A 25517-nucleotide genomic window follows, 5' to 3' on the forward strand; every position below is an offset into this window, starting at 1 on the left:
GCATTTTGCGGCCATTTTTGTGTTCGTAGCTATCTTTACAGTTTTGCATTAACGGTAAATTCGTTAGACTGTCGACAATTAAAAAAACAGATACCATATCAACATGAAACAACTTATTGATTTTATTCCTCTGATTATCTTTTTTGCTCTATTTAAGATGTACGACATTTATGTCGCAACCGGAGCACTTATCGTCGCTACAGCCGTCCAGATCGGACTAACCTACTTTCTGTACAAGAAAGTTGAAAAAATGCAGGTTATCACCTTTGTCATGGTGGCTGTGTTTGGGGGAATGACCATTTTTTTCCACGACGACGACTTCATTAAGTGGAAAGTGACCATCGTTTATGGCCTGTTTGCTACCGCGCTTGTTGTTAGCCAACTGATGGGTAAGCCAGTAATCAAAGGGATGTTAGGTAAAGAAATTACTCTGCCAGATAATGCCTGGAGCAAAATTAACTGGGCATGGACACTGTTTTTTGTTGTCTGCGCACTACTCAATATTTATGTCGCTTTTTATCTACCTCTGGAGGTTTGGGTAAACTTCAAGGTATTTGGGCTTCTTGCCGCCACTTTCGCCTTCACGCTAATGACTGGTGTTTATATCTATAAACATCTGCCAAAAGAAGACTCAGAAAAGTAAACCTCAATTTAATCATTTATAGTTGTAAGACAATGGAAGCAGTAAAACCAATAAACCCTAAAGGGCAACAAATTTTACGTACTTTGGCTATGCCAGCTGATACCAATGCCGCAGGTCAAATTTTCGGTGGTTGGATCATGTCTCAGCTTGACCTAGCAGGGGGAATTCTGGCAAAAGAGGTATCTGGTGGACGGATCGTTACCGTTTCAGTCTCTGATATCACTTTTAAAAAGCCTGTATCCGTGGGTGATGTTGTATGTTGCTATGGCGAATGCACACGTATCGGCAGAACATCGATGACTATCGAACTGGAAGTATGGGTTAAGCCAGTTAATGAAAAAGGCGTTGGTGACAGATACAAAGTTTGTGAAGGTACTTTCAACTATGTTGCTATAGATGCAGAAGGTCAGCCTCGCCCAATTAATCAGAAAAAATAAAGGAAGGAATAACTTATGTGGTACGTAATTTTTCTCAGGATGTTGAAAACTCGCTGGAAAAACGAATGGGTGTACGCGAAAAGCATTTAGAGAGGCTGAAAGCGCTTCAGGACGAAGGCCGCCTTCTAACAGCTGGTCCTATGCCAGCGATCGATTCAGAAAATCCAGGCGAAGCGGGATTCACAGGCTCTACTGTTATTGCTGACTTTAACTCGCTGGAAGAAGCAAAAACATGGGCTGATGCTGACCCTTACATCGCCGCTGGCGTGTATGAAAAGGTTATCGTTAAACCATTTAAGAAAGTGTTTTAAGATGCCAGCAAGAATAATAAAGGGCATGGTGTTGTTGATGCTCGGTTCAAGTCTTCTGGCTTGCTCTTCTTCTGGTGAAAAAGAAGCACAGTTGGAAGCTATTGCCTCTCACAGAGCTCAGATATTATCTGCAGGATTGCCTATTGAACACGGTCCCCTAACCGTAATGCAGGCTAAAGCAAGTGGTAAAGTGATCAATATCCTTATGATCTTTAATACTGCTAATGGCCAATTACCGCAGAACTTATTGAAAAAAGCACCCAATACTATTGCTCTAACAATGAAATCAAGACCAACCTGGAGCAAGGAATCTCTTATGAGATAACCATTAAGAACTCCCGGGGCCAAACACTGGTAGAACATCCCGTATCAAAAGCTTCTTGCGAATAATTAAACGCAGCCTTCAAAAAGAGCACAGGAATGTGCTCTTTTTACTTTTTATATTTTACTTTTTAGTGAAATAATTTACTTATAACTCAGGTCTATAATACTTACATTACCTCTCACGATCGTATTGAGGGGCAAAATACATATAAAAAATAAGTAAATCGTAAGGACACTCATGAAAAAACTTATCCTATCTCTTCTATTACTAGCACCGTGGTATAGCTCAACGGCCTCGCAAGAGTGGAAAGAGATCGAAGAGAAGGCGAAGAATCAGACCGTTTATTTTCATGCCTGGGGTGGCAGTCAGGAGATAAACGCTTATCTGAACTGGACAGGAAAGCAACTAAAAAACCGTTATGGCGTTAATTTTAAGCATGTAAAAGTAACCGATATTGCTAACACAACGACATTATTGCTAGCAGAAAAAACCGCTGGTAAAGACAGTGATGGCAGTGTGGATATGGTCTGGATCAACGGTGAAAACTTCAAATCAATGAAAACCAACCAGCTACTACTCGGCCCGTTCGTTGAAAAGCTACCTAATTGGGAGCTCGTTGATAAGTCACTTCCTGTAGATAACGATTTTTCAGAGCCAACAGACGGTTTAGAAGCGCCGTGGGGTGTTGGTCAGCTAGTCTTTATTCACGATTCAGAACAGCTAAATAATCCACCAGCCTCTTTTGTGGAGATGCTAAGTTACGCAAAAGCTTTTCCTAACAGACTTAGCTACCCAAAACCACCTCAGTTCCACGGTACCAGTTTCCTTAAAGCTTTGCTTATTGAGCTGACGAACAACGACCCTTCCCTGGCGAAACCAGTGGATAATGCGTCTTTTGATTTGATTACTCAACCACTTTGGCAGTATCTGGATGAGTTTCATAAGTACGCATGGCGAGAAGGTAAACAATTTCCTGCCAGCTCCTCAGAAACTATGCAGCTGCTCGATGACCGTCAGCTGGATCTGGCCATCACCTTCAACCCTAATTCAGTATACTCTGCTCATGCGAGCGGGAAGTTAGCCCCTTCAACAAAAGCCTACGCTTTAGATGCTGGTGCACTATCCAATATTCATTTCTTAGCGATACCATGGAATGCAAAAGCCAAAGAAGGCGCAATGGTCGCCATCAACTTTTTGCTTAGCCCTGAAGCACAGTCTCGCAAAGGAGACCTGAATATATGGGGTGATCCATCTGTACTTTCGAATCAATATCTTGAAGGGACAGCGAAAAACACCACACTATTTAAATCTCAGGCAGAGCCTCACCCAAGCTGGCAAGGCGCGCTTGAGAAAGCATGGCTTCAGCGATACGGAAACTAAGGCGCTCTGGGTAACAGGAATATACTAATATGATGAGATTGTTGTACGTAATATTAGTAATGATATGCATCATTCCGACAGTCCCAGGACTTGTCGGGGTGATAGCATCGGCATTTAGCTATGTTCCTCCTTTGAATATGCACAGTTTTAGTCTTGATGGTTTTAATCAGGCCTGGAGCTGGAGTGGCGTATGGACGTCAATTGGCCTGACGTTTAGCACTTCTCTCATCAGTTTGATGATGACTGTCATCGCAACATTTTCCATCCTGAGCAGCACCTGGGGACAGAAATTCTGGAAACGACTAGAAGCCTCACTATCACCAATGCTGGCTATCCCACATGTAGCGTTCACAATAGGTTTAGCTTTTCTGCTGTCACCGACAGGCATGATCGCCCGAATTCTTGAACCAGTGCTATCTAACGATATATTTAGCTGGCTGGTACGTGACCCTATCGGATTGGGGCTTATACTTGCGCTCACATTAAAAGAGATCCCATTTCTGCTTCTAATGAGCATTCCGATTTTAAAACAGCTCAATGTAGAACAGAGTCGCAAAGTTGCTTATAGCATGGGCTATGATTCAAAAGCGTTCTGGTGGAAGTGTATATTGCCGCAATGGCTGGAAAAAATACGTTTTCCTCTAATAGCTATCATCGCGTTCAGTGCTTCAGTTGTTGATGTAAGTCTTATCATTGGCCCGACAAACCCACCTACATTTGCTGTGCTGGTTTTTCAGTGGTTTAACGAACCGGATCTATCTCTGGTTCCAAGAGCGGCTGCCGGTGCATTTATACTGTTCGTGGTTTGTACAGCGCTGATATTTATTATTCGCGGCCTGGAATGGTTGCTATTAAAGTACTTCAGAACCTGGCAGTTTAGTGGACGCTTTGCTCCGGCTTTACCCGGAAAGTCAACAGCCGCACTTTTAGGTACTTTGTTTATTGCGACTTTCCTTGTCATGAGCGTCTGGTCAGTGGCTCAAAGATGGCGCTTTCCAGACCTGATGCCTTCGAGCTCTACACTTAGATTTTGGATGACTGAATGGCCAAATATTACCCCCGTTATCGCAGATAGCTTAAATCTGGCACTGATTTCCGGAACCATAGCGTTGTTACTCGCGATCATCGCTCAGGAGTATCGAATTGAGCACAGAAGAGCATTACCCACGTATGTGATCGCCATCCCCATGCTGGTACCCCAGCTATCATTGTTATTTGGTATGCAGGTTTCTACGTTGTACCTAAACTCTGAGTTCTACTATATCTGGGTAGTCTGGTCACACGTGTTTTTTGCTTTTCCATACGTTTATTTATCGTTAGATGGGCCATGGCGAAGCTTCAATCAATCCTATATTTATACCGCCAATAGTCTTGGTAAATCACCGAGACAGGCCTGGTTCAAAGTAAAGCTGCCTCAGCTCTATTCAGCTGTATTGTTTGCATGGGCAATAGGTGCAAGTGTCAGCCTTGCTCAGTACTTGCCAACCCTGATGCTAGGAAATGGCAGGATATCGACACTGACAACAGAAGCCGTTGCTCTTGCCAGTGGTTACGACCGTCGGATAACCGCCATTTATGCTATCTGGCAAACCCTGGTACCATTTTTTGTGTTCGCCGCAATAATGCTAATAAACCGCCAACACAGCATAAGAATAAAAACAAAAGGAATCACCATTAGTCATGAGTCTGTTTCTGAACAACCTCACCATATCAAAAATTAGTGGGGAGCCACTTTTCGAACCTTTATCTCTACAGATAGATAATAGTGAAGTGGTCACTCTTATGGGCCCTAGTGGGTGTGGTAAATCGACGCTACTTAGTGCGATTGCCGGGCATCTTTCCAACGAGTTCGGTTATACAGGCGACATTCTGCTCGGAGAGAAAAGGATTAATGACATACCTGCATATAAACGCAAAGTAGGAATCCTGTTTCAGGATGACTTGTTATTTCCTCATTTAAGAGTCTGGGAAAATCTGGCGTTTGCCCTCCCCGACTCCGTCAAAGCGGAAGATAGAAAGCAACAATCACTGCAGTCACTGGGTAAAGTGGACCTAATGCATATCGCAAACTCTTTCCCAGACCAGATATCCGGAGGTCAAAGGGCTCGTATCAGTTTATTGAGAATGTTAATGGCAAAACCAGAAGTCGCGTTATTGGATGAACCTTTCAGCAAACTGGATAAAGAACTACGGCAAAACTTTCGTCAATGGGTATTCGAACAACTAAAAACAGCCAATATCCCAACCCTGATGGTAACCCACGATATTGAAGACGCCCCTAAAGATAGCTGTACCCTGACCTGGCCCTGGAAGTAAAGAGCATAACCATGTTAGACAGATTTAGTATAAAAGTAATTCGTAAGCCTTTAACCGTTATCGCTCATGGCCTTCACAAAACTGGCGTCAGCGCTAACCAGGTAACGCTATTTGGTTTTTTCCTTGGTTGTATCGCTTTCCCGCTTATTGCATTCGAACAATACGACATCGCACTTGTGTTTGTTCTGCTCAATCGTATTTTTGATGGTTTGGATGGAGCAATAGCCAGGATCGACGGTTTAACCGATTCCGGTGGATTCTTGGATATCAGTCTGGATTTCTTATTCTACTCGTTGGTTCCATTCGGTTTTGTTCTGGCGAGCCCAGAAAGCAATGCCGTTGCGGGTGCTTTCCTTATATTTTCTTTTATAGGAACCGGCTCCAGCTTTTTAGCTTTTGCCGTAATGGCTGGTAAAAGCCAGATCGAAAACCCGGTCTACAAAAATAAATCTCTTTACTATATGAGTGGATTAACCGAAGGCACTGAAACCATCGGGTGTTTTATTCTGTTTTGTCTATTTCCTGAGTATTTTAGTCACATCGCTTACTTCTTCGGCACACTGTGCTGGATTACGACTCTAAATCGTATTTGGGCAGGTTTCCACACTATCCGGGACTATGAGCTCCGAAGCGCTAAAGTGTCAGAATAGGTAATTATTGAGAGAAGCTTAAAGGATACCTCTAAAGCAGAAATGATCTCATTCTGCTTTAGAGATAGAGTAAATGAAGCTTGTATTACTTACGCAATTGATTTGCCGTGTTCTCAGCCAATTTTACAATCACCTCTACGGCTTTGTTCATTCCCTGAACGGTAATGAACTCATGAATACCATGGAAGTTATAACCGCCGGTAAAAATGTTCGGACATGGCAGCCCCATAAACGATAGCCTTGCACCATCTGTCCCGCCACGAATCGGTTTAATGTCTGCAATAACATCACAATCAAGCATCGATTGCTTAGCCAGTTCGATAATGTGTGGGTGTGGCGTCACCATCTCTTTCATATTTGAGTAGCTATCGCTGATCTCAATCTCCACACTGCCTTTCTTGAGCTGATGGTTTAACTCAGCAACTTTGTTTTCCATAAAGGATTTACGATTGGCTAATCCATCACTCTCAAAATCACGGATAATATAGTGAAGCTCAGTTGCCGCAATACCTGACTTGATTGAGGTCAGATGATAAAAGCCTTCATAACCTTCGGTGCACTCCGGAGTTTCCTCCGCTGGCATAGATAGCTGAAACTGAGCCGCGATGTTCATCGAGTTAACTAGCTTATTCTTGGCTGTACCAGGATGAACGCTAACACCTCGACAGGTTACTTTTGCGCTACTGGCATTAAAGTTTTCATACTCAAGCTCACCTACTGGCCCACCATCGATGGTGTAAGCCCACTCTGCACCAAATTTCTCTACATCAAAAAGGTCGGCACCACGACCAATCTCTTCATCTGGAGTAAAGCCAATACAGATATCACCATGCGGAATTTCTGGATTTTCTATTAGATATTCAATAGCAGTCAGGATTTCCGCTATACCCGCTTTGTTATCCGCACCTAGCAATGTTGTTCCATCAGTGGTGATAAGATCGTGTCCGATAAGCTTTTTCATATCCGGATATTGTGATGTTGAAAGCACCTCACCACTAGTACCAAGGGCGATATCTTGCCCTTGATAGTTTTCAATCAATTGAGGTTTTACGTTCTTTCCTGATTCATCTGGAGCAGTGTCCATATGGGCAACAAAGCCAATTGCAGGAACTTGCTCGTTGATATTCGACGGTAGTTTTGCTGTGAGATAACCATTCTGATCCAAATTCACATCCGACAACCCCAGTGCTTTCATTTCAGCTTCTAACTCCTGAGCCAGAACAAGCTGCCCCTGAGAGCTCGGGCATGCACTGTTTTCGGCATCAGACTGGGTATCAAACGTTACGTATTTTAAGAATCTGTTGACTACATTGTTCATTATTTTGTTTTCTCTTAGTTATTTTTATTGGTTTTCACTACTAACGACTAAAGACCAGAGCCTTTAAGCTGGCTTCTTTGTCTACATCCTCAAACTCTGGCGGATTATCAAGGCGGTGAGAAAAAGTAAACTCAGGAGCTTCCTCTTTCATCGACTCTATCAGGAATGTTGATGATACGGACGGAGAGTTCACGCAAGCCAGAACCAAACCGCTTTCAGATAGCAGCTCCGGCAATCGCCTTAAGATCTTCTTATAATCTTTGGTTAGTGCAAAGCTACCTTTTTGAAACGACGGTGGATCAATGACGATAATGTCGTATGGCCCTGGCTTTTTGATCTTACCCCAGGATTTAAAAATATCATGACCGAGGAAACTCACTTTGGAGAGGTCATGTTGATTTAAACGATGATTATCACGCCCTTTGCTCAATGACGATCGCGCCATATCGACGTTCACAACCTGCTCTGCCCCACCTTCGATCGCGGCTACAGAAAAACCACAGGTATAGGCAAATAGATTAAGTACTTTTTTACCAGAGGCGTTTTGCTGAACCCAGTTCCTGCCAAAGCGCATATCCAGAAAAAGACCCGAATTTTGGTTCTTACCCAAATCCAGTTGATACTTAAGCCCTGATTCAATAACCACTGGCATGTTGTCTAATTCACCATAGATTAGCTCGGCCGGAGCACCATTCTGATATCGGTACTGTAGTAAAATTGACCGACCTTTACGGCTGTTCCAAACGTCACTTTCACTCATCACCAGAAGACCGGCTTTCAAAGCTGAAAGAAAAGCATCGTCAACTTCTTTAAAAAGACTTACAACTAACTGTCCCTGCAACCAATCACAAGTTAGTTGTTCCAACCCTTGCCATCGTTGTCCCCTGCCGTGAAATAGCCGGCGGACTTCATCCGGAACCAAATTTAACTCTGATTCAATATGTGAAAAAAAGGTGGGAAGTTCGGTATGTATCATATTCGTTGTTCAGTTATTTATTGTTAGATAGAGGGCCAGTCGAGTGTCCACGGGCTTTGCCAGTTCGACATTGCGGACTTTACATTTTCATTGGACCACTTTTCACCGAATACAGAGTAGTCAGCCGGATTACAGACTATTGAAAACGGTTCTTCGAGGTAACAGAACCTCAACGCGTAAGCGTGTAAATAACCTCTATCAGCTTTATCCGATGGATTGTAAATTGGATCACCACATATAGGTGAGCCTATTGATTTCAAAGCGACACGAATCTGGTGTGTTTTACCAGTTCGTGGCTTACACAAGAAAAGGCGTTCACCTGGTGAACCAGCTTGAGAAAAAAACTGAGTGGTAGCAGGGTTGTTTTTTGTGTTAGCCAGTTTCCATGCAGAGCGTCTGGATTTCTCCATATCTCCTGAAATCAAGCCCTGTTTCTTTTTCGGTTTTTTGCTTCCGATTGCCAGATAAAATTTTTCTATCTTGCGCTCTGCAAAAAGTTGAGAAAGGGAACTGGCTGCCTGATGAGAGCGTGCGAGTATTAGCAACCCTGATGTCATTTTATCCAATCGATGAACCAGATAAAGTTTTTCATCATTCGTTGCCTTCGCAACCTCTTCAATTAGCATGGTTTCACCATCATCCTTATGCACACTGATGTTTGGGTGCTTATTGATAATGATAAAATCGGGATGTGAGTAAATAATGTCGAACATACTTGGCTCCTGTTCAGGCGCCAAGTATATACGTTCTTTTGGAAGATAACAGGTTAACTTATTCTAAAGCGGCTTAATAAACTCTCGAGTTCTGTCACCTTCTGTTCAAGAGACTGTACACTTTGAGAACTTCGGGAGATTAATTGCAGAGACTGATCGGATATATCGTTAATCACGGTGATATCTGATGCAATTTCTTTTGTCACCGCGGTTTGCTCTTCGGTAGCAGTAGCAATAGTGTGGATCATATCTTTAACATGATTAGCACTCGATACGATTTGCTCTAGAGCTCCGTTAGCACTATCGCTATGGGATACCCCAAGCGCGACTAGCTGGCTACTTTCATCGGTCGCCTGTACCGCTTCGTGGGTACCTGTCTGAATAGCAGAAATGATAACCGCCACTTCCTTAGTTGCATTAGTGGTTCTTTCAGCAAGCGCCCTTACTTCATCCGCAACCACCGCAAAACCACGGCCATATTCACCAGCACGAGCAGCCTCAATTGCCGCATTCAATGCCAATAGGTTTGTTTGCTCAGCTATATCTTCGATTACCTTGATAACACTGCCGATCTCTTCACCATGTTTACCAAGCTCACCCATTTGCTGAGACATAGACTGCATATGAGAGGAAACCTGTTCGATGCTGGAAACCATCTCGTTCATGACATGTTGACCATTCTGCGCCGCTTCTCCGGATTCAACCGACATGTCCGATGCAGAATTACTCTGTTGTGCCACCTCTGCAATCGTCAGTGTCAGCTCTTCCGATGCAGTAGCGATAAGGTTAGCTTTATTTGCCTGTTCATTAGCGCCAGCGACGACTTCGCTGCTTACTTCTGATAGATCAGAAGAAACCAGTTTCACTTCCTGACCTACCTGGGAAATAGATTCGATAAGATCTCTCAAGGAGTGCTGCATACGATTAACCGCTTGCGCTAACTCACTGAGTTCATCACCGCTATTGTCTTTTAGTTCCTGAGAGGTCAAATCCCCTTCAGAAATTTTCACAAACATATCTCTAAGAGTAGCAACACGGCCTGTAATTGAGTTTGACAACAAGTAACCAATCACGACTGCAATTAAGGTCGCGATCACCGTAACAGCGATCATCACCCGCTCCATTGTAGTAAACGAGTCCGCTAGTGTTTGTAGCGCTATAGTAGCGTCAGAGTTCTCTTCCGCCGAAAGTTTGTCTAATAGGTCTTCTAGGGGAACCAAGGTTTCTGTCATGAGTTTATCAAGGTACGCAAAGAGTTTTTTCTGGTTCTCAACGTTTTCGATACCTTTGAAACCGGGAATAATGGTCGATTCCACACCAGACACAAAATCATTCATATATTGGCGAATAAGCCTCATGTTCGCCCTGTCTGTCTCTTTTGTGCTTTCTAATGGTTCAAGCTGGCTCAAGGCATCAAAAAATTCTGCTTTATTATCGCTAAAATCAGAAGAGGCGTTTGGCTTTCCTGATAGGACTTCAAGCGTATTTTTGTATACATCCCCAGCCTCATCGATAAGTATCAAATATAGTTTTACACCCGGGACATCGTCATTTCGTACTTCATTTTCTATCTTATGTGCTGTATTCAGCTGACTCCAAATCACTACTCCGGTGATGATCATTAACGCAATAATAGCGCCAAATGAAAATGTTAGCTTCTGTCTAACAGTCAGTTTCATCGCTATTCTCCCTTCCCTAATTAATTATAACCATAGTACTTCAACGGCTATATGCTCGAGCATAGATTCTGCTTTACTAATACATTCGTTATACAAAGTGACACTACGTTCTTAAGCATGGTACACATGAAAAGAAAAAACCATTGTCGCACAACGTTCGATGACTGTTTTTTGAATTACTAATATCTGTCTCGCAATTACTGGTATTACCTGACCATTTAGTCACACGAACGTTTGGGATAGCCAAGGGAAAAACAGACACAAATAAAAACGGGAGCCAACTGTGTGGCTCCCGCTTGGAGTGAGTAGAATTACTCTATCAACTATAGTTTTTTCGATAGCAATCCAGCAAAGGCGATTATAGCGATACCCATCAACATAATTTCACCTTTGCCACTGTCGAACCCGGCTTTGATACCTGAGAACGCTACAATAGCAACCGCGAATGGAATCACGTATTTAACAAGACCGTACCATAGACCAAATAGTGGGAAAGATATTTCACCATCATTGGTAAGTTCTTTCTTTAGGTCTTCACGATTCAGACGCCAGCCCGCAAAAATACAGATAAGCATACCGCCAACTGCCAGGAAGATTTTATCTGTTAGCAGATCAAAGATATCAAATGCACCAGTATCAAACAGCGTTGGCCCAACACCACCTAGTGAAAGTGAAGAGAAGATACATAGAGTAGCCATGACAATACTTGCCAGAATTACCGCTGCTGGTCGTCTCATACCTTTCTCATCAATTAGGTAAGACACAACAACTTCTAACAGGGAAACCGAAGATGTTAGCGCAGCAACACTTAAGCCGATAAAGAACAGTAGTGCAAGCAGCAGACCGATCATGCCGCCCATTTCCGCAAACAGTTGCGGAACAACAACGAACACAAGTCCAGGGCCAGCAGATGGCGCCATACCAAATGCAAACATTGCCGGGAACATTGCAACACCAGCCAGAATTGCCACGCCGGTATCCATTGCAGTAACCATAGCGGTTGTCTGAACCAGATTTTCTTTCTTCTTCAGGTAACTACCGTATGTAATCATACAGCCCATACCAAGACTTAGTGAGAAGAATGCCTGACCAAGAGCGGAAAGAACAACACTACTGTCTACCTTAGAAAAATCAGGTTTAAACAGGAACTCCAAACCTGCAGACGCACCAGGTAGAGTCAATCCTTTGATTGCAACTGTAATTAGGATAGCGAAAAGAAGTGGCATCAGGATCTTACCAGCCTTCTCTATACCACCAGAGATACCTTTAGCAACAACCAGAATGTTCAATACCATATAGATACCCATCCAGATCAGAGGCTGGATAGGATTAGAGATGAAAGCACCAAAGCTATCACCAATGCTTTCAGGGGTACTCAGCAACCCTGTTGCTACTTTTTGAACATAAGCCAGCGCCCAGCCACCAACAACTGGGTAGAAGCCCATGATCAGCAAGCCACTCAGTACACCCATCACACCAACGAACGACCAGCGACGATCGGTTGATTTGAATGAGCCAACTGCCGAAAGACCTGTTTTTCGACCAATTGCAAACTCTGTCAGCATTACACTGAATCCAATAAAGACAACAAACAGAAGGTAAATTAATACGAAAGCACCGCCTCCGCCTTCACCTGCTGTGTATGGAAACTTCCATATATTGCCCAGACCTACCGCAGAACCAGCAGCAGCTAAAACGAAACCTAGTTTCGAGCCCCATGTATCACGGGTTTTTGTGGTTGTAGTATTAGTATCCACGACCTCTCCAGAAAAATGTTGTGTTAATGCAAAGGACGTCAAAAATTGTGTGTGTAAGATTTTTTATACAGTACTTAAATTATATCTTACAGTCGCTAAAAAACGCGTGACATCCGAAAGCTGGCAAGTAAACCAGTTTGTCAGTAAAATTGGAAGCCCCAAAAGTCTAAATTCCCCCCAAATCTTGTATTATCCTGCTTTAATTCTTTTTTTTGATCAATGTAGCGTTTTCGAACTGCATACGTAGACTTTACAAACAGATTCGTCTTTTGACTATTTACTCAACAATTCCGAATTTTAATACCATCTCCAACGCAATAATGGACACCAAACACTTCTGATTATTCATTCCATATTTTTGATATTGACTAGAAATAACAACGGACAATTTTCTCAAATCATATTATTATCAAAGTATCGCAAGGCCTTGAATTCAGGGAATAATGGAAAAGTTTTATCAAGTACTAACAATCGTCAGTTTGATCGGCTACTGGGTGCTGGTAGCGGGCGTCACAATTCGTGTAGTACTAAAAAGAAGAGCGGTGAGTGTTTCACTCGCCTGGTTGATGATCATCTATATCATCCCTATCTTTGGTGTGATCTGTTATTTCCTTTTTGGTGAGCTGAACCTTGGCCGAAAAAGAGCAGAGCGAGCCAAAACCATGTATGCCCCCTACGATGAGTGGTTCTCCCGGTTAAAGGATTGCAATGCTCATTTACCTCAACTAATGACTCCTCAGATAAAAAAATCGATGACCTTTGCACTAACCGAATGGGGATCCCTGCCCTCTGTGGCAACGAACTCTCATTGAAAGATTCCCCTCAACATATACTGAGGGATCTGGTCTATGATATTGAAAATGCAAAATCTCACATACGCATGGTGTTCTATATCTGGCACACAGGTGGCCTGGCAGATGCTGTTGGTTCAGCCCTTGTCAGAGCAGCAAAACGCGGAGTAAAAGTACAGTTATTGCTTGACTCTGCAGGTAGTCACCGCTTCTTCAGAAGCCACTGGGTAGAGATGTTCGAATCATCTGGTGTCGTTGTTAAGCAGGCTCTTGGTGTAAGTCCCTGGCGTGTATTTCTACGCAGACTAGACTTGCGACAACATAGAAAAATCGTGGTTATTGATGATGAGATAGCCTATACAGGTTCGATGAACCTCGTTGACCCTTCGTTTTTTAAACAGGATGCGGGTGTTGGGCAATGGATAGACGTAATGATTCGAATCAGCGGCCCTACCGTTAATATCCTTTCCGCGATCCACGCATGGGATTGGGAAGTTGAGACCGGAGAACGAATCCTACCCACTCAGCCTGAATGTATGATAGCGCCCGCTGAGTCACCACTGCCTATTCAAGTTGTACCTTCAGGCCCAGGAATGCCTGAACACCTTATTCAACAGGTTCTGACATTGGCCATTAACCAGGCTACACACTCTCTAAAAATTACTACACCTTACTTTGTTCCGAGTGATGAACTGTTAGAAGAACTTAAAATGACCGCACAACGCGGTGTCCAGGTAGACATTATTATCCCAAAGAAAAATGACTCTTTAATGGTGCAGTGGGCATCACGAGCGTTTTACGACGAGTTGCTGGAAGCTGGTATACGTATATTCGAGTTTGAAGGTGGCCTGCTCCATACAAAATCCGTTGTAGTGGATGAGAAGTACTGCCTGATTGGCACAGTAAACCTGGATATGCGGAGTTTATGGCTCAACTTTGAGCTTACACTTGCCGTCGATAGCCAGGAATTCACTAAAAACGTACATAAATTGCAGTTGGATTATATTGCTTCCTCCACTCAAATTACTCGCGAACAGTGGAGCGGAAGAAAGATGTATTACCGCTTCTTTGAAAGAGCGTTTTATCTATTTAGCCCTCTTCTATAACTCCCTTATACTTTATTCACGTTATATATAATGCCGTTACGCTCTTGCGTAACATCTCCCTTCGTGTTTTTATCTCGGTATATTCAACGGTAATTCAGGGATAAAAATGACCGATAAAAAAGAAACCAAGTTTGTCACCGCCGGTCGGGATAAAAAATGGACCAATGGTGTGGTAAATCCACCAGTACAAAGAGCTTCTACAGTTGTATTTGAAACCGTTGCTGAAAAGAACGAAGCTGCAAAAAACAGAACCAATAAAGCCCTATTCTATGGTAGAAGAGGAACAAACACCCACTTCGCATTTCAAGAGGCAATGAACGAAATTGAAGGCGGTGTTGGCTGTGCACTCTATCCGTGTGGTACTGCCGCTATTTCCAACGCCATTCTGTCCTTTGTGAAAACAGGAGATCACATCCTGATGGTGGATACCTGTTACGAACCAACCAGAGACTTCTGTGAAGTCATACTAAAGAAGATGGGTGTCGAGACCACATACTACGATCCACTTATTGGTGAAGGGATTCGCGATCTGATCAAGCCAAACACCACGGTACTTTTCCTAGAATCTCCCGGCTCTATCACCATGGAAGTTCAGGATGTTCCCACGCTGGCAAAGATTGCGCACGAGTCTGATATCGTTGTAATGCTAGACAACACCTGGGCGGCAGGTGTGAATTTCTCCCCATTTGAGCACGGCGTTGATATCTCAATCCAGGCTGCCACCAAGTATATTGTTGGACATTCTGATGTGATGCTTGGAACCGCCGTCACGCTTGAAAGGTATTGGGATCAGTTACGCGAACAGAGTTACCTTATGGGCCAGTGCGTTTCTCCGGATGACGCTTATCTTGGACTACGAGGAATCCGAACGTTGGACGTAAGACTTCGCCAACATGAAGAAAATAGCCTGAAAGTAGCGAACTGGTTAGCGCAAAGACCGGAAGTGGATCACGTAAGGCACCCCGCACTAGAAACATGCCCTGGTCATGAGTTCTACAAAAGAGACTTTACGGGTGGAAATGGCCTATTCTCATTTGTATTGAAAACCAGCGACTCAAAAGCGACAACTGAGCTTCTTGATGGTATGAAACACTTTAGTATGGGTTATTCCTGGGGTGGTTTTGAAAGCCTGATTCTGGCTAACGAGCCCAGCTCTTTTAACAGCCTGCGCACAATAGCCAACCCTAATTTTACAGGTACGCTGATCCGAGTACATATCGGACTAGAAAATGTGGATGATCTGATTGCAGATTTGGAACAAGGTTTTGCAAGATACAATGCGGCTTTAAGCAATTAATGCAGCTAGCTTCCTACCTTTGCTGGCGTGCGGCTAGTGGAAGGTCGTTGGCCTCCAATAGAAAAAGCTGGCAGTAATATGCTGCCAGCTTTTATTTATCTACTCGAGCAGTTAAAGCTTACTAAACTCTCGGTTTACCTTATAAGCATCAGATGTAACGTAGGCTTCTAGCTTTCTGACTTTACTATCTACCTGAGATAGCTCTGTTTCGATATTCTCGAGTAATTTAGACGCTGGTTGTCCAGCCTGCCATGCCTTACTTTTTAGCTTATGATCTCTTTGTGACTTCACCGTCTCTTGATATTCATAAGGTTGCTTCTCTAGCATCAGCGTAAAAGCAACATAAGCCAACACCACCAGAAAACTACCTCCAAGAAGCGCAGCCGAGACAACTAATATACGAATAAGCCAGATTTCAGCTCCCAAATAATTAGCAATACCAGCGCATACACCCATTAGTTTGCCGTTTACCGGGTCCCGATATAGCTGCCTGTTATTCATAGTGTTGCCTCCAGTTAGGCGTCTCCGAATCCAAAATACGTTCCAGAGAGTTCACTCGTTTTTGCAAAGATTCAGCTTTAACGGTTAGCGCTTCCAACTTCTCATAATCTTCCTGTGATAGTCCGCTAGCTGACGTTCTCTTGCTTCGGTAGTGAAGAAACAACCACAATGGTGCCACGAATATAAGAAATACAACCAATGGACCCGTAATAAGGGCTGTTGTCATAATTCACTCCTATTATTTATCTTTGTTCATCTGTTCTTTAAGCTTCGCAAGTTCCTGCTCAATTTCGTCCTGAGCCTGCAATTCTGCAAATTCTTGGTCAAGTGACTTACCCTGGCCTGATAGAGCGTAACTGTCTGCTTCTGCTTCTAACTCATCGATTCGTCTCTCATACTGTTCGAACTTAGACATTGCTTCGTCCGTTCTGCTTGTATGAAGTGTTTTTTGCACATCACGGCGACTACCCGCCGCCTCTCTTCTGATCACCAACGCCTGTTGTTTGGCACGGGTTTCATTGATTTTAGCTTCTAACTTAGTAATTTCACCGGTCAGTTTATCGATAGTCTCTTCCACCAGCGTCTGCTCAGTATGCAGACCTTTTACAATATCCTGAAGCTTTTGTTTTTCAATCAAAGCAGCACGAGCCAAGTCTTCACGCTCTTTAGTTAACGCTAAGGTCGCTTTTTGCTGCCATTCAAGAATTTGTACTTCCATCGCATCAACTCTGCGAGCCAGCTCTTTTTTATCCGCCATTGCCTTTGCTGAGTTGGTTCTAACCTCAACCAATGTATCTTCCATCTCCTGAAGGATCAGACGAATCATTTTTTCCGGATCTTCAGCCTTATCTAGTAGCGCACTAATATTTGAATTTACGATGTCAGCGAAACGAGAGAAAATGCCCATAATTTGGCTCCTTAGTTGATCACTTAACTTTATACATAGCGCTCGGGTTGATGGAGCGACTTTTACATTTCATCTACACCTTTATTCCAAGTTATGTGCCAACTTTTAATTATTTACTTTTCATGAAGTTACAAAAGCCGTGTACTTTTAGCCAAACATGCTACGATAAATATAACCAACAGTTGGTAAATTTAACCACATCAAAGGTCGCTCATGAAAGAACAACCGTTAATTGGAGAATCAGCCCCTTTCTTAGCTGTTTTGGACAAGGTATCTAAACTCGCGCCTATTGAAAGACCTGTCTTGATTTTAGGGGAGCGAGGAACGGGCAAAGAGCTTATCGCGCAAAGGCTTCACTACCTATCAAAACGCTGGGACCAGCCCCTTGTCTCTCTGAACTGCTCCGCATTGAGCGAAGGATTAATTGATTCTGAGTTGTTTGGCCATGAATCGGGCTCTTTTACCGGCTCTAAGGGTAAACATCAGGGACGATTCGAAAGAGCCGAGAACGGTACACTATTTCTCGACGAGCTGGCTACTGCGCCTCTTTCAGTACAGGAAAAGCTATTAAGAGTCATTGAATATGGTGAGTATGAACGCGTCGGTGGCAACCGCACTTTACAGTCTAATGTAAGGCTAATATGTGCAACTAATGCAGACATCCAAAAGCAAGTTTCGCAAGAGAAGTTTCGCCCGGATCTGTTAGATAGGTTAGCCTTTGACGTTATACATATCCCACCGTTAAGGGCGCGCAAAGAAGATATACCGTTACTTGCCGAACATTACGCCATAAAAATGTGCCGCGAGTTAAAACTGCCTCTGTTTACAGGTTTTAATGACAATGCATACTCTCAATTAATGGACTATCAATGGCCCGGAAACGTCAGGGAGCTGAAAAATGTGATTGAAAGAGCTGTTTATCAGAATGGCAACTCAGAGCTTCCAATCCAGGAACTGGTTTTAAATCCTTTTGTGTCTCAGTGGCAACCGTCGACAGACGCTCACACCCAAAATACTCTGGAGCACGATTCAGCAGAGTTATCAGTCAACGAATTTGACTTCCCTCTCAATTACAAACAATGGCAAGAGAATCTAGACATAGAGCTACTTAACGCCGTACTGGAAAAAGCAAAGCACAACCAAAAAGTTGCCGCAGAGTTACTGGGATTAAGCTACCACCAGCTAAGGGGAATGTTGAGAAAATACAACCTCGTTGGTCCATCGGCTGAAAACAGTAACGAGTAAGACAAGCTATTATTATACATGGTTACTAATTATCGCTGAAAATGCATCTTGCAACGACTTGAGTATATATGTTTGGTCTATAAAGATAAAAATGGTAAATTATGCGGATCAAAAAAATATCGCGTTTAAGCGATAAAGCTAATCAAGACAACTCTTTCTATGAAAGCAATTGCTAAAGTTATCTGCTATATCTGTAGCTTCAGCGCCCTAGTTGGGTGCAACAGAGAATTTGACAACGATGAAGTCCGTCAAGATGGCTTTGTTTTTTGTGGCCAAACGGCACCAACGTCGTTCAATCCTCAGCTAGTAGATAGCGGCATTACATCCGAAGTATTGAGCCAGCAAATTTTCGATTCATTATTAAGGCTCAATCCTAAGACTCACAAACCAGAAGCAAACCTTGCTGAAAGCTGGGAAAGTAACGAAGATGCGACCGAGTTTACATTTAAGCTAAGAGATGGCGTTCAATTCCAGTCTACAGATTGGTTTACCCCTAGCCGTGCAATGAATGCAGATGATGTCGTCTTTAGTTTTAGCCGAGTCATCGATAAAGCTAACGTTTTTCATGATGTTAGTCCTACTGGCTACCCGTGGTTTAGCAGTATCGGATTTGCTGATTTAATAAAATCAGTGACAGCACTAGATGATCACACCGTTAAGTTTACTCTCAATCGTTCCGACAACACTTTCTTGCCAAACATTGCGACATCCTTTGCTGTTATTCATTCTTTGGAGTATGCCCGTCAACTGGAACAGCAGCACCAATTAAGTAAGATAGATGTGGAACCTGTTGGTACAGGCCCATTTTATCTTTCTGAATATAAGGTCGGAGACTTAGTAAGGCTAAAACGCCACGATAATCATTGGCGTGGAACACCAAAAATGAAGCAGATTGTGTTTGATATTTCTGCAAGAGGAACTGGCCCACTAGCTAAGCTGTTAAGACAAGAGTGCGATGTTCTAACCGCTCCTCTTTCTAGTCAAATTCCAATCATACGAGACCATGATGATCTCGTCCTTGAAGCAAAAGAAGCGATGAATGTTGCGTTTGTGGCAATTAATACTGAGCACCCCGCTCTAAATGATGCTCGCGTGCGAAAAGCACTTAGTCTTTCTATCAATCGTAAAAACATATTAGATTCTGTTTACTACGGTACAGGGTCACAAGCTTATACGCTGCTCCCGCCATCTTCCTGGGCTTACACAAAAGATACTCGTGTCAGATATGACCGCAACTATGCGCTCGCGTTGTTAAATGAAGCGGGTTACCAAACTGGTTTAGAATTATCCATGTGGGTACCACTGGAGCCTCAACCCTATAATCCTAGTCCACGAAAAACCGCTGAGTTGATCCAGGCCGCTTTCGCTGATATTGGAGTAAAACTGGAGCTTTTGACAAGCGACCGCTTCGACAGAACCGAACTAACAAAGATCACTAATATTGACCTGATACTCACAGGTTGGATTGCAAGTACCGGCGATCCTGACAATTTCCTCAGACCGTTGCTTTCTTGTAATGCGGAACGGGCAGGGTTAAATGTTTCAATGTGGTGCAACCCTGATTTTGACTTTCTTCTGGATCTGGCAAGAGAAACTAATCATTCACGACACAGACTCAACCTTTATCGTGAAGCGCAGGCAATTATGACTGAAGCTGTGCCTGTTATTCCTCTGGCACACGGTGTTCAGTTTCAGGCTCATCATAAATCACTGACTGGCTTTGACATTAGCCCATTCAGTTCTCAGGCATTTTATAAGGTAGAGAGGCAATAACGACAATGTTCCGATATACGATTCGACGCCTGAACCTTTTTGTTATTACTCTGATCATTCTTACAATGGTCGGTTTTAGTATTTTGCGCCTCGACCCGAGTTCTCCGTTTGCCTCTATAAGCTTTTTTAACGGTTGGACACAGTATGTAGAGCAAATTGTTCAGCTTAACTTCGGAATGACCAAACATGGAACGCCAATTATAGAAGAGTTAGTTGCTGTCTTTCCTGCTACTTTAGAGCTCTGCTTTTTTGCTTTTACCTTTGCTCTTCTGATAGGTATCCCTTTAGGTACCCTTGCGGGTATGCGACAGGGGAAAATGGTCGACAATATTATCTCTTTTGTTTCAATGTCTGGCTATTCTGCGCCTATATTTTGGGTTGCGCTGCTAATGATAATGTTTTTCTCATTGAATCTTGAGATCTTGCCGGTATCAGGACGCTACAACCTGCTCTATGAGATAGACCACGTTACCGGATTTGCCATTATTGATGCCATGCTTTCCAATAAGCCGCATAAAGCACTAGCTCTGGAGAGTGTCCTAGAACACCTAATTCTTCCCTGCCTTGTATTAGCACTTGGGCCGACAACTCAGGTTATTCGCTTAATGCGCGCCTCGGTGACTGAAGTTATGGCAGCGAACTATATTCGTGTTGCCAGAATCAAAGGTCTGTCTAAGTACGAAATCATCATGGAGCATGTGCTAAGAAACGCGCTTCCTCCTATCGTCCCTAAATTTGGGGTTCAGCTGTCTAGTATGTTTACCTTCGCCATCATTACTGAATCGATTTTTAACTGGCCCGGTATTGGTCGCTGGTTGATAGATGCACTCGCCAATCAGGATTATGCGTCTATTCAGGCTGGTGTCATTGTTGTCGCATCTGTTGTTCTAACTGCCAATATTCTGTCTGACCTTGTCGGAACAATGGCCAACCCGTTAGTAAGGAAAGAGTGGTATGCTAACAGATAGTATTTATCAGGAAGAGCATGTACCTACTCAGTTCGAGCGCTTCTGGCGTAGTTATCGCAATAATAGCCTTGCGATGTTCGGGTTATGGTGCTTGCTTGGAATCATTCTCGTCACATTGGTATCCCCCTGGATAACTCCGCACGATCCCCAGTTGCAAACGGGTAACTTATTAGTGCCGCCATCCTGGAATTCAGAGGGTACTGTTGAATACTTTCTTGGCACCGATGATCTGGGCAGGGATATTCTATCCAGAATAATCGAGGGCTCCCGGTTAACCTTTGGTGCCGCTGTGATTATCACTTTCGTCGCAGCCCTGGCAGGGTGCGCGATTGGTATTTTGGCAGGAATGACTAAAGGCCTTTTATCCAGTACTCTGAATCACCTTTTTGATACCGTAATGTCAATCCCGTCCTTGCTTCTGGCAATTATCTTTGTCGCCTTTCTTGGATTTGGTGAGTTCAATATTTTGCTCGCGATTTGCCTCGCGTTAATACCAAGGTTTATCCGAACACTCTACACTGCCGTTCATGCAGAAGTAGATAAAGATTATATCATGGCAGCCAGACTCGATGGTGCTAACAACTTCTATCTTTTGTGGAACTCAATATTCCCAAATATTCTGCCTGTTATCGCAGCGGAACTGACTATGGCACTGACTATTGCAATTTTGGACATCACAGCACTTGGATTCCTCGGCCTTGGAGCACAAGCACCAAGCACCGAGTGGGGAGCCATACTCGGGGATTCTGTTGAATTAATTTACCTGGCACCGTGGACTGTTACCTTGCCTGGTTTAGTTATTATGTTTACTGTTGTCACCGTAAACCTTGTCGGTGATGGTGTACGCCAGGCCCTGAATGCGGGAGTAGAATATGCCGTTATTAGATTTCCGTCACCTGACTATTGAGATAGAAACTCCCCACGGACTGGTAAAAGCGGTAGACCGAATGAGCCTGACTATTCAGGAAGGTGATATTCGTGGTTTAGTAGGTGAATCAGGCTCTGGAAAAAGCCTGGTAGCTAAAGCCATTGTTGGTATCTGTAAGGATAATTGGCGTATAACCGCAGACCGAATGCGTCTCGGTGATGTGGATCTTCTTCAGCTCAGCCCTAAAGAGCGCCGACAAGTGATCGCTAAAGATATTGCGATGATCTTTCAGGAGCCGCAAACCTGTCTTGACCCATCCGAGGCCGTAGGAAGCCAGCTTGCCGAATCCATCCCATCCAAGTCTTTCGAAGGACGTTGGTGGGAGCGTTTAAAATGGCGTCGTAAACAGGCCATTGCCCTGCTTCATAAAGTCGGTATCAAAGACCACAAAAGAATCATGAAATCCTACCCTTACGAACTCACTGATGGTGAGTGTCAAAAGGTGATGATTGCGATGGCGATTGCAGCCAAGCCAAAAATTCTTATCGCAGATGAACCGACTAACGATCTGGATCCGATTACCCAGTCTCAGATACTCAGGTTGTTGAGCAGGATGAATCAGGTGAACAACACCACGATTCTTCTGATCGGTCACGACTTAACGACCATTACCCAGTGGGCAAAACGTATTACCGTAATGTATTGTGGACAATCGGTTGAATCCGCCTCTACGGAGCAAATCCTGAATTCACCAAAACATCCTTACACCATCGCACTGCTAAAAGCGATGCCGGACTTTGGTGACTGGATACCTCACAAACAGAAGTTGCAGTCGTTGCCCGGCTCCATACCCCCTCTTCAGCACTTGCCTATAGGCTGCCGACTTGGGCCTCGTTGCCCATATGCACAACGCCAATGTGTAGAATATCCTTATAGTAAGAAGATCAAAGGACATAAATTTGCTTGTCATTTCCCTCTGAATACGGAGAAGCATCAATGAGTGCATTATTAGAAGTTGAAGATCTCTCCAAGGTTTTTATCAACCGTTCTTTTTTCAGAAAGGAAATTAAAGAAGCCGTCAAACCGGTAAGCTTTTCACTGGAAGCTGGACAAACTATCGGTTTTATCGGACAAAACGGCTCCGGTAAATCCACCATCGCTAAAATGTTGGCTGGTGTTGTTGAACCGACCAGTGGTGAGATTCGAGTGAATGGTGAAAGGCTGGAGCACAAAGATTATTCCACCCGTTGTAAACTCATCCGCATGATATTCCGCGATCCAAACACTTCGCTCAATCCACGAATTCAGATTGGTCGAATCCTGGAGGGGCCACTTAAGCGAAATACTAATATGCCTCCTGAAGCGAGAATGGCTCGTGTGAAAGAAACGCTTACCAGAGTAGGTTTACTTCCGGAACACGCGTACTTCTACCCGCAAATGTTGGCAGCAGGACAAAAACAGCGTGTCTGTCTTGCTAGAGCACTGGTGCTACAACCATCTATTATTGTGGCGGACGAAGCGCTCAACGGTCTGGATATGGCCATGCGCTCTCAGATTATTAACCTATTTCTGGAGCTTCAGGAAGAGATGGGAGTATCCTTTGTTTATGTTTCGCAGCATCTAGGCATTATCAAACATATTACGGACAAGGTAATGGTGATGCATGAAGGAGAAGTGGTTGAGTACGGTGAAACTGACCAGGTTCTGACCTGCCCGAAACACAATATCACTCAACGTCTTGTGGAAAGTCATTTCCACACAGCGCCAAATCATAGGAAGTGTTAACAAAGCTGGCGAGAGCCAGCTTTCTATTTTTCTTAGCGTGTTTTGTTCGCTTGCTTTTTTTAGCTCAAAATCAAACTCATCCGGGAACAGAATCACCCCTTCTTCGTTTGCATTAGGGAAAACGGCTACTGACAGTTCATCGTCTTCTAGTCCAACTGTCCAGCGGCTGTGCCATTTGTTGAGAGAGATAGATTCCGGTTCGCACTCTTCCCAATCTCCTGTTGCCCACTCTTTGGCAAACTCTTCGTTGGGCCAGACTGGCACACAATCGTCGTCTTCTGTGTTGAGCATTACACAGCCATGCTCGTCCTTCAGAATCCAGACTTCACGATTTGCTACTATCTCTTTAATGCAGTATCTAAAGCGTTGCTCCAGATCCATTTTATTGATTTCATCAATGCGGGATTGTTGAAGTTTATCAGCCATGTTACTAGCCTCTGATTATCTTATTCGCAACTTTGGCAGTGGAGTAAGCAAAGTAAACCCGATTCCACAAACCGCTCAAGACTTCCATGTACGCTTAAACAAGGGCGTCCATGCCCTTGTATGTTTGTTCCATCGCATTCACTTTGCCAACAAATGAACTGGAACCAATAATTTATATTACCCTGGTAGCTTGAAAATGAGTTGTGGTGTTCCGGAGTAAAACCTGTTTTTCATGGACGAAAAACCGGAGCCTACAGGGATGTACTTGCGGCGTTTTTACGCAGGAATTCCATAACTCATTTAGTACGACAAACTATCAAAAAACAAAAGGCGAAGGTAAACACCCTCGCCTTTCTATTCGTATTATGGAAAGCGAATTACGCCAACTCGCCCTGAAGCCAAGGCCAACCTTGCTTCTTACGGCTTAGCGTATTTTCCATCATTAGCATGCCATCTTTTTCATGCTTAACCAGCTTCGCTGCCCACTCACCCTTGTATAGAAGGCGAGTTGTTGCTGAAGTGATATCAGTAAGCATTACTGCAGCAAATGCTAAACCTTCTTCATCACAACGACGCTGAAGATCCGCTTCAAGCGCATCAATCATGCCATCAACCTGCTCCAGTGTCGCAAGCTCAACCTGACCAACAACAACGTTACGCTCGTTGAATGGGTATGCTTTAAGATCTTTTTCTACAAGCTCGGCAGCAGATAGACCTTCGATATCAGTCTTAGCAATCAGAAGGTTCTTAATAAACGCATCCAGATCGGCAACTTCAGCAAACTTAGCCAGCTCTTCTACTGCGTCTTTATCTTTCTGAGTACAAGTTGGAGAAGCAAAACCTACCGTGTCAGAAAGAATTGCAGACATCATAAGAGTTGCAAGTGGCTTAGTAATTTCCACTTCTTCCATCTTCAGTAGATTGAAAAGAATAGTACAAGTACAGCCAACAGGCCAGATCCACGCTTCCAGCGGGTTTACAGTCATCACATCACCAAGACGGTGGTGGTCAACAATACCCAGAATTTCCGCTTCTTTAACATCATCCGGTGCCTGAGCAACGTCTGAATAGTCTACCAGCCAGATTTTCTCTCCAGCAACGCCTGTGCACATTTCTGGTGCTTCAACACCAGCTTGCTCAAGAATGTACTGAGTTTCGCGGTTAAGCTCGCCCTGACGAACTGCTTTTGCTTCCAGACCACGTGCTTTAAGCAGCTCAGTTGCTACTAGTGCACTACAAATACTATCGCTATCCGGGTTTTTATGGCCGACTACTTGAATCATGTTTCTTCCTATCTCAAGTGTTATTTTTGGGGATACTCACAATTGCTGAATACTTTACATGA

22 protein-coding genes and 4 pseudogenes are annotated in these 25517 nt (G+C 43.7%); 16 read left to right on the plus strand and 10 right to left on the minus strand.

The annotated features are described in order from the left end of the window. Positions 1-103: 103 nt before the first annotated feature. From P7F88_RS20595 to P7F88_RS20630, 8 genes and pseudogenes are all read left to right on the plus strand, one after another. The gene (locus P7F88_RS20595; RefSeq protein ID WP_277827834.1) at positions 104-643 is read left to right on the plus strand and encodes a septation protein A; all 540 of its coding nucleotides are present in this window, start codon (positions 104-106) and stop codon (positions 641-643) included. Positions 644-675: 32 nt separating this feature from the next. Beyond that, positions 676-1080, plus strand: a complete 405-nt coding sequence (gene yciA / locus P7F88_RS20600; protein WP_277827836.1) for an acyl-CoA thioester hydrolase YciA — start codon at positions 676-678, stop codon at positions 1078-1080. Between the two features lie 15 nt (positions 1081-1095). Next, a pseudogene (locus P7F88_RS20605) lies at positions 1096-1391 on the plus strand (YciI family protein). Positions 1392-1428: 37 nt separating this feature from the next. Beyond that, positions 1429-1781 (plus strand): annotated as a pseudogene (gene gspS2, locus P7F88_RS20610) (type II secretion system pilot lipoprotein GspS-beta). A gap of 172 nt (positions 1782-1953) precedes the next feature. Next, entirely contained in the window at positions 1954-3096 is a 1143-nt protein-coding gene (locus tag P7F88_RS20615) for an ABC transporter substrate-binding protein (protein WP_277827838.1), read from the plus strand. Positions 3097-3125: 29 nt separating this feature from the next. After that, positions 3126-4817, plus strand: a complete 1692-nt coding sequence (locus P7F88_RS20620) for an ABC transporter permease (protein WP_277827840.1) — start codon at positions 3126-3128, stop codon at positions 4815-4817. Beyond that, positions 4777-5412 (plus strand): ATP-binding cassette domain-containing protein, encoded by a 636-nt coding sequence (locus tag P7F88_RS20625; protein ID WP_277827842.1) that lies wholly within the window; start codon positions 4777-4779, stop codon positions 5410-5412. The genes P7F88_RS20620 and P7F88_RS20625 overlap by 41 nt, the downstream gene beginning before the upstream one ends. An 11-nt stretch (positions 5413-5423) precedes the next feature. Further along, on the plus strand, positions 5424-6062 hold the full coding sequence (locus tag P7F88_RS20630; RefSeq protein ID WP_277827844.1) for a CDP-alcohol phosphatidyltransferase family protein: 639 nt from the start codon (positions 5424-5426) through the stop codon (positions 6060-6062). Positions 6063-6147: 85 nt separating this feature from the next. Here the strand turns inward: P7F88_RS20630 and pepT are convergent, their stop codons facing one another. From pepT to P7F88_RS20655, 5 genes are all read right to left on the minus strand, one after another. After that, positions 6148-7380, minus strand: a complete 1233-nt coding sequence (gene pepT / locus P7F88_RS20635; RefSeq protein ID WP_277827846.1) for a peptidase T — start codon at positions 7378-7380, stop codon at positions 6148-6150. 40 nt (positions 7381-7420) lie between these two features. Next, positions 7421-8356 carry a class I SAM-dependent methyltransferase gene (locus P7F88_RS20640; protein ID WP_277827847.1) on the minus strand — a complete coding sequence of 312 codons (936 nt, stop codon included), beginning with the start codon at positions 8354-8356 and terminating at the stop codon, positions 7421-7423. Positions 8357-8379: 23 nt separating this feature from the next. Beyond that, positions 8380-9069: a TIGR01621 family pseudouridine synthase gene (locus tag P7F88_RS20645; protein ID WP_277827848.1), complete on the minus strand. Its 690-nt coding sequence runs from the start codon at positions 9067-9069 to the stop codon at positions 8380-8382. A gap of 53 nt (positions 9070-9122) precedes the next feature. Beyond that, the gene (locus P7F88_RS20650) at positions 9123-10748 is read right to left on the minus strand and encodes a methyl-accepting chemotaxis protein (protein ID WP_277827849.1); all 1626 of its coding nucleotides are present in this window, start codon (positions 10746-10748) and stop codon (positions 9123-9125) included. A 323-nt stretch (positions 10749-11071) separates the two neighbouring features. Then, positions 11072-12505, minus strand: coding sequence for a sodium-dependent transporter (locus P7F88_RS20655; protein WP_277827850.1), 1434 nt, complete (start codon positions 12503-12505; stop codon positions 11072-11074). Positions 12506-12948: 443 nt separating this feature from the next. Here P7F88_RS20655 and cls point away from each other — a divergent pair. Together cls and P7F88_RS20665 are read left to right on the plus strand one after the other, a co-directional pair. Then, positions 12949-14402, plus strand: a pseudogene (gene cls / locus P7F88_RS20660) (cardiolipin synthase). A gap of 106 nt (positions 14403-14508) precedes the next feature. Then, a complete protein-coding gene (locus tag P7F88_RS20665; protein ID WP_277827851.1) occupies positions 14509-15699 on the plus strand; it encodes a cystathionine beta-lyase in 1191 nt (396 codons plus the stop codon). Positions 15700-15810: 111 nt separating this feature from the next. Here P7F88_RS20665 and pspC read toward each other — a convergent pair whose 3' ends face one another. Genes pspC through pspA form a run of 3 tightly spaced genes read right to left on the minus strand, consistent with a single transcriptional unit; the run spans position 15811 to position 17107 of the window. Further along, entirely contained in the window at positions 15811-16200 is a 390-nt protein-coding gene (pspC, locus tag P7F88_RS20670; protein ID WP_277827852.1) for an envelope stress response membrane protein PspC, read from the minus strand. Next, entirely contained in the window at positions 16193-16426 is a 234-nt protein-coding gene (pspB, locus tag P7F88_RS20675; RefSeq protein WP_277827853.1) for an envelope stress response membrane protein PspB, read from the minus strand. The genes pspC and pspB overlap by 8 nt, the downstream gene beginning before the upstream one ends. 12 nt (positions 16427-16438) lie before the next feature. After that, on the minus strand, positions 16439-17107 hold the full coding sequence (gene pspA / locus P7F88_RS20680; protein WP_277827854.1) for a phage shock protein PspA: 669 nt from the start codon (positions 17105-17107) through the stop codon (positions 16439-16441). A 213-nt stretch (positions 17108-17320) separates the two neighbouring features. Here pspA and pspF point away from each other — a divergent pair, with 213 nt between their 5' ends. The 6 genes from pspF to P7F88_RS20710 all read left to right on the plus strand — a co-directional run bounded on the left by pspF (position 17321) and on the right by P7F88_RS20710 (position 23746). Next, positions 17321-18352, plus strand: coding sequence for a phage shock protein operon transcriptional activator (gene pspF / locus P7F88_RS20685; RefSeq protein ID WP_277827855.1), 1032 nt, complete (start codon positions 17321-17323; stop codon positions 18350-18352). A 159-nt stretch (positions 18353-18511) separates the two neighbouring features. Beyond that, positions 18512-20125 carry an ABC transporter substrate-binding protein gene (locus tag P7F88_RS20690; RefSeq protein WP_277827856.1) on the plus strand — a complete coding sequence of 538 codons (1614 nt, stop codon included), beginning with the start codon at positions 18512-18514 and terminating at the stop codon, positions 20123-20125. 5 nt (positions 20126-20130) lie between these two features. Further along, entirely contained in the window at positions 20131-21093 is a 963-nt protein-coding gene (locus P7F88_RS20695; RefSeq protein WP_277827857.1) for an ABC transporter permease, read from the plus strand. Then, entirely contained in the window at positions 21080-22000 is a 921-nt protein-coding gene (locus P7F88_RS20700; RefSeq protein ID WP_277827858.1) for an ABC transporter permease subunit, read from the plus strand. Before P7F88_RS20695 ends, P7F88_RS20700 begins: the two co-directional genes overlap by 14 nt. Further along, positions 21966-22961 (plus strand): peptide ABC transporter ATP-binding protein, encoded by a 996-nt coding sequence (locus P7F88_RS20705; RefSeq protein ID WP_277827859.1) that lies wholly within the window; start codon positions 21966-21968, stop codon positions 22959-22961. The genes P7F88_RS20700 and P7F88_RS20705 overlap by 35 nt, the downstream gene beginning before the upstream one ends. Further along, entirely contained in the window at positions 22958-23746 is a 789-nt protein-coding gene (locus tag P7F88_RS20710; protein WP_277827861.1) for a peptide ABC transporter ATP-binding protein, read from the plus strand. Before P7F88_RS20705 ends, P7F88_RS20710 begins: the two co-directional genes overlap by 4 nt. A gap of 54 nt (positions 23747-23800) precedes the next feature. Here P7F88_RS20710 and P7F88_RS20715 read toward each other — a convergent pair. Beyond that, positions 23801-24172, minus strand: a pseudogene (locus P7F88_RS20715) (DUF2750 domain-containing protein); the annotation flags it as partial. 377 nt (positions 24173-24549) lie between these two features. Next, a complete protein-coding gene (locus P7F88_RS20720; protein ID WP_277827863.1) occupies positions 24550-25455 on the minus strand; it encodes a manganese-dependent inorganic pyrophosphatase in 906 nt (301 codons plus the stop codon). Positions 25456-25517: the final 62 nt, after the last annotated feature.

Source organism: Vibrio hannami (genome assembly GCF_029589055.1).
Classification (GTDB): domain Bacteria; phylum Pseudomonadota; class Gammaproteobacteria; order Enterobacterales; family Vibrionaceae; genus Vibrio; species Vibrio hannami.